Raw genomic sequence first — 4,869 nt, 5'->3', positions numbered from 1 at the left:
CGCTCAGGTTCTTGTCCTTGGTCTTGCCGGCTTCCTCGATGGTGTCCGAGAGCGCCTCTTTGAGCTCCTTGAAGAGCTCCATCTGGTCGCCGAGGAGCTTGTCGATCGACTCGGCCGCGGCGCGCACCCCCTCGATCAGCTTCGGTCCCGAGACCAGCGGCTCGGAGACCATCTTGCCGATGCGCAGCAGTTGTTGGTTCTGGTCGAGGTTGTCGGCGGTGGTGTGCCCGTCGATGAGCTGGCCGAGCGGACGGATGGAGGATCCGTCGCCCTCCTCGCGGTGCTTCTTCGCGGCGGTGTAGACCGGCTGCACCTCGTTGTCCCGGAAGTTCTCCATCTGCTTGAGATCGAAATGCTTGACGTCGGCTTTCTCACCAGCCATGGGACGTTCTCCTGCTGCTCGGTGCCGGACGGGGACACGAGGTGATCCGGCGGTCGCGCCGCGGACGGGCGACCGCCGGACCGGGTGCGGGCCCTCGTGCCGAGTGGGCGGTCAAGGACTAACGGGCGCGCACACTGCCCCAGTTGTCGGCGCTCTTGCGCTCGTCACGGGAGTGGTTGTCGTGGATGGACCGGATCAGCTCGCCGTTGTCGCCGAGGAGCCGGGCCATGTTCTTGGTGGCCTGGTCCCACTGGGCCTGGACCTCACGGTACTTCTCCTGGTCCGCGCCCTCCCAGGAGGTCACGAGCGGCTTCAGCTCGTCCTCCAGGTTGTTGAGGGTGTTGATGATCAGCTGGGTCTGCTCGGTCAGCTCCTCGATGGCCTGCTGGACCTTGGGATACTGCAGATCGATGATGCCTTCGGACATGACGTCTCCTCTGGAAGGCCGGGCGCCGGGCCCGGGAAGCTCACGAAGTCCGGCCGTACACGGGGGGCGGCCGGTGCCGCGGTGGGGGTCAGCTCAGCGCTTCGAAGACGCCTTGGCTGGTCTTGCTGTTGAGAACCTCGGTCAGGTCCTGGTTCTCCTTCGCCAGGCGGTTGGCGGAGGTCACGTTCTCCTGGAGCGCGTCGATCATCGTGCTGATCTGGACGACGACCTTCTGTGCCTCGGTGTTCCAGCTGCGGAAGAGCTTCAGGAGGGCCTGGCCCTCGTCACCGCCGACGCCCGAACGCGCGGCGATCTCGGCGACGTTGTTCTGCACCTTCTCGACCTGGTCGCGGGCCGTCTCCAGAGAGGAGACGCCTCCCAGGCCCTTGGCATAGTCCGCTTTCCTTGCGGCGCTGTCCGCCATGACGCACTCCTTTCGTCCAGGTGCGTTCATCGCACCGTTCCCGCTGAGGCTAGAGAGAACCCAGTGTTCCGCGCAACGCGAGTGGGGAAGATCTGAGCATCGGCGGACCAGTTGAATTCAGCCGTGTGGCAACGGAGTTGTCCAAGGATTGCAGCGGGATGAACAGATAGCCCTGGCCGGACCTGGATTGGCGAAGCCACCGGCGGACCGACGGCTCGTGATACGGGCAAAAAGCGGGCACCGGGAGCCGCCGAACGGTCACGTGGATGGTCGATTTCGGCGACATCCACGGGATTACGCGGGCACGGCTGCCCGGAATATTTGAGCTTCCCCTGAGAGTTCGCTCGCCTATCCGGCAGCGCGTCGGCGTCACGGCGGCACCGAATTCACAGCCCCGCGCCACATTCCCCTCGACCTTTTCCCCGCTATCGCCCCTTTCCTTTCGTTCGGGCCCCTATGCGCCTCTTGCCGGAATCAACGTTCCGGTTCAGTCCCGCGACGCCGTGCCAGCCTTGCCCGCACCGGCGTCCCCGCCGTCCTTCCCGTCCTGCCCCGATCGGCCGGATTCACCGCAGTCCGGAGCGGTGACCTTGGGTTTCGCCGCGCCGGACGCGACGACCGGATCGAGGTCCGCGCCGGTCGGGAAGGACGCGAGCAGCGGTGCCGGGACCGAGTCGATGTCCCCGGCGCCGTACCCGAGCGCCGCCAGCGAATTCTTGTCCGGGACGCGGTACTTCACGCCGTTGTCCGCGACCAGGTAGGTGGTGCCGCCGTGCGCGGCGCCGCTCGCGTGCAGGGCCCTGACCAGGGCGCCGCGACCGGGGCGTACGACGGTGGCGTCGGTGGGGACGCAGGCCGGGCTCAGCGGCTGCGCGGCGGCGTCCGCCACCGCGACCGGGGCGAGCCGGGTCAGCGGGACCAGGACCGAACGGATCCGGGCGCCGCCGTCGCCGCCGTCCACCTGCGCACAGAGCGCGGTGCCGCGCGCCGCGCTCTGCGGGGTCGGCGGCGCGTCCGGCAGTTCCGCGGACGCGTCCGGGCCCGGGTTCTTCGCCCGGTGCTCGCGCAGCACGGCCGCGCCGACCGTGCGCACCTCGGGCGACTTCCCCTGGTAGGCGTCCTTCTGGGTGGCCGGGTCGCCGAGCACCAGGGCCGCGCCGAGCCGGGTCAGCGGCACCGTGCCGTCCTTGCGCAGCAGGTGGTAGGTGCTGCCGCCGCCGGGCACGACGACCTTGAAGACCTGGCCGATCCGGCTGTCCCGGCCCTCGATCTCGGGGCCGGCACCGCCGCGGCCGGGCACCTTGGGCGGGCTCAGGGCGGGGCCGGGAGCCAGAGCGTCGAGGAAGGCCGCGGAGACCGGCATGGGCTCCTTGGAGCCGTAGCCCAGCGCGTTGCGGGCGTCGGACGCGCGGTCCAGGGCCAGCCTGCTGCCGCGCCACACCAGGTATTCGGTGCCGTCGGGGCCGCGTACGAGCACCCCGCGGTCGCTGTCGACGTCCCGGGAGTCCAGCGGCGCCCCGGCCACGATGCTGGTGGCCCCCGGCTTGTTCACCCCGGTGTCCGTCACGGCGCCGGTGGTGTCGGGCAGCGCGCCGCCGGCCCCGGTGACGCACATGTGCCAGGCCCCGGAGTCGAGTTCGCCGGGCCCCGGCACGGTGTCGGGCAGGCCGGGTATGCCGACCGGGCTGCCCACCGGGACGTCCTTGAGCGAGGCGGTGCGGACGTCGACGGCCGCCAGGTCCGCGCCTCCGACCAGCCGCGCCGACGCGTAGTTGCGCACCGGGTGCAGGACGCCGTCGGTGTCCGTCCACAGATAGCGGGCGCCGGTGTCGCTGTTGACCACCAGGTGTTTTCCGTCGCGCCAGGCGTCGTTGCCGCCGGGGCGCAGCAGCCCGTACACGACGGTTCCCGCGCCGATCAGGACGGTCACGAGGACGCCGAAGATCACGCCGCGTGTGGTGCGCCCCAGCGGGCTCTCCGGGGCGTCGGGGTCGGCCGTGAGCAGGCCCGAACTGAGTCTGCCCATCATGAAACTGTGGGCGTGTACCTGGTCTCGTTTGGACTGCACGGCCTCTCCTACGACTCCTTGTCCGTGTCCCGGCGGGCGGGTTCCCTACCCCGGCGGGCAGCTGCCCGGGGGCTTGCCGGTGGGCGGGTGTGCTCAGCCGAACAGGCCGCGCAGCCAGCCGAAGAGCCCCGCCACCCAGCAGCTGAGCGGCAGCAGCGCCACGGCGAAGAGGGTGTGCGCCAGCTCCCCCGCACGGCCCCAGTACGGCAGCATCCGGCGTCCTGGCACCGTCCAGGCGGCGACGACGAGTCCGGCGGCCGCGGCGAACAGCACCGCGAAGACCACCAGGCGGCCGGTGCCGTCGCTGTCCACCGCCCAGGCGCGGGCGAGCAGCAGCAGGCCCCAGACGCCGGGGACGGCCAGGGTGAGGCGCTGCCCGATGTGGACGAGGCCGCGGCAGTGCAGGAGCAGCAGCAGGCTCAGCACGAGGGAGACCAGGACCGCGGGCAGGCCGGGGCGGTGGGTGAGGACGATCAGGGCGGCAGCGGCGATGGTGCCGGTGGCGGCGAACAGCGCGGTGACCCAGCGTCCGGCGAGCTCGGTGCGCTGGGCGACCTCGTCGCCCGCGTACGGGTCAATGCCTTCCTGCAACTGGCCCGCGGTGGACGGCAGGGCGGGCAAGCGCAGGCCGGCCAGTTTGAAGGCGAAGGGGGCCACGGCTCCGGCGGCGAGCGTGACGAACGCCGCCACCAGCGCCACCGCGGCCGGGGCGCCCAGGCCGCTGTAGCCCATCAGGGCGCCGGCGATCGCGGTCGCCACCGACACCAGGGCGGTGGCGAGGAGGGCGGGGGCGCCGACCGCGGTGGCGGCAAGGGCCAGGACCGCGCCGCCCGCGCCCGCCGCGCCCGCGGCCAGCAGCCGTGCCCCGGCGACCTGCACGGCGTCCGGGCCGCTCAGGTCGCCGCCGGGCAGCAGCCAGCCGGCCAGGGCCAGGCAGGGGGCGACGAGGAGGCCGAGCGCGGTCGCGGAGAGGCGGTCGCCGACCGCGCGGCTCGCCGATCCGGCGCCCGCGAGCAGCAGCAGCCCGGCCACGGCGGCGCAGGCGGCCTGCCGGGAGCCGGAGTCGGTGACGCCGGGCCAGAGCACCAGCACGAGGGCGGCCGCCACGGTCGCCACCGCGGTGCCCACCAAGAGCCCGCGGGCCGCTCCGGCATGCCAGGTGTGCAGCTTGCGGCCCGCGGTGTCGGCTATCCCGTCCACCAGGTCGTCAAGGCGTGCCTCGGGCAGCGCCTCGGTGTGCGGGCGCAGGTAGAGCACGTCTCCGTCGGCGAGCCCGGCGCGGGCCAGGGTGGCCTCCTCGTCGAGCGGTGCGTCGCCCAGGCGCTGCAACACCCAGCCGGCGTGGTCGAGCCCTGCCTCCTCGGCCTCCTCGCCGACGTAGCGCAGCAGCGTGGGCAGGAGGTCGGCGACCGGCACATCGGCGGGCACGGCCAGATCGACGGACACGCTCGGCGCACGTACGGTCAGGCGGCACAGTTCGGCCACCGCACTGTCGGTCATCAGCTGAACTCTCGTCTTCCGTGGTGGCTTTGCCGGGAGGACTTCCCCGGGAGTGAGGACGCGCGAAT

Annotated in this window: 5 protein-coding genes; all 5 read right to left on the bottom strand. The window is 72.1% G+C overall.

Translation table 11 applies throughout. The features are described from left to right. Window positions 1–382: type VII secretion system-associated protein (locus ACQKIP_RS39715; protein ID WP_427745276.1), on the bottom strand; the 382-nt coding region annotated here is incomplete at its 3' end. Between the two features lie 118 nt (window positions 383–500). Then, complete coding sequence (locus ACQKIP_RS39710) at window positions 501–809, bottom strand: WXG100 family type VII secretion target (protein ID WP_365854874.1); 309 nt, start codon at window positions 807–809, stop codon at window positions 501–503. Between the two features lie 88 nt (window positions 810–897). After that, window positions 898–1,233 (bottom strand): hypothetical protein, encoded by a 336-nt coding sequence (locus ACQKIP_RS39705; RefSeq protein ID WP_365854876.1) that lies wholly within the window; start codon window positions 1,231–1,233, stop codon window positions 898–900. Between the two features lie 487 nt (window positions 1,234–1,720). Next, on the bottom strand, window positions 1,721–3,301 hold the full coding sequence (gene eccB / locus ACQKIP_RS39700) for a type VII secretion protein EccB (protein ID WP_365854878.1): 1,581 nt from the start codon (window positions 3,299–3,301) through the stop codon (window positions 1,721–1,723). Window positions 3,302–3,394: 93 nt separating this feature from the next. Continuing rightward, entirely contained in the window at window positions 3,395–4,801 is a 1,407-nt protein-coding gene (eccD, locus tag ACQKIP_RS39695; RefSeq protein WP_365854880.1) for a type VII secretion integral membrane protein EccD, read from the bottom strand. Between the last annotated feature and the right edge of the window lie 68 nt (window positions 4,802–4,869).

The organism is Streptomyces sp. NPDC059900 (genome assembly GCF_050270335.1).
In the GTDB taxonomy this organism is placed as follows: domain Bacteria; phylum Actinomycetota; class Actinomycetes; order Streptomycetales; family Streptomycetaceae; genus Streptomyces.
Note: the sequence above shows the minus strand (reverse complement) of the source record. Positions and strands in the feature narration are given on the sequence as shown.

What these genes read in the sequence shown, in the direction of transcription:
- eccD (WP_365854880.1), bottom strand. Translation starts at nt 4,801, where the DNA reads ATGACCGACAGTGCGGTGGCCGAACTGTGCCGCCTGACCGTACGTGCG.
- ACQKIP_RS39710 (WP_365854874.1), bottom strand. Translation starts at nt 809, where the DNA reads ATGTCCGAAGGCATCATCGATCTGCAGTATCCCAAGGTCCAGCAGGCC.
- ACQKIP_RS39705 (WP_365854876.1), bottom strand. Translation starts at nt 1,233, where the DNA reads ATGGCGGACAGCGCCGCAAGGAAAGCGGACTATGCCAAGGGCCTGGGA.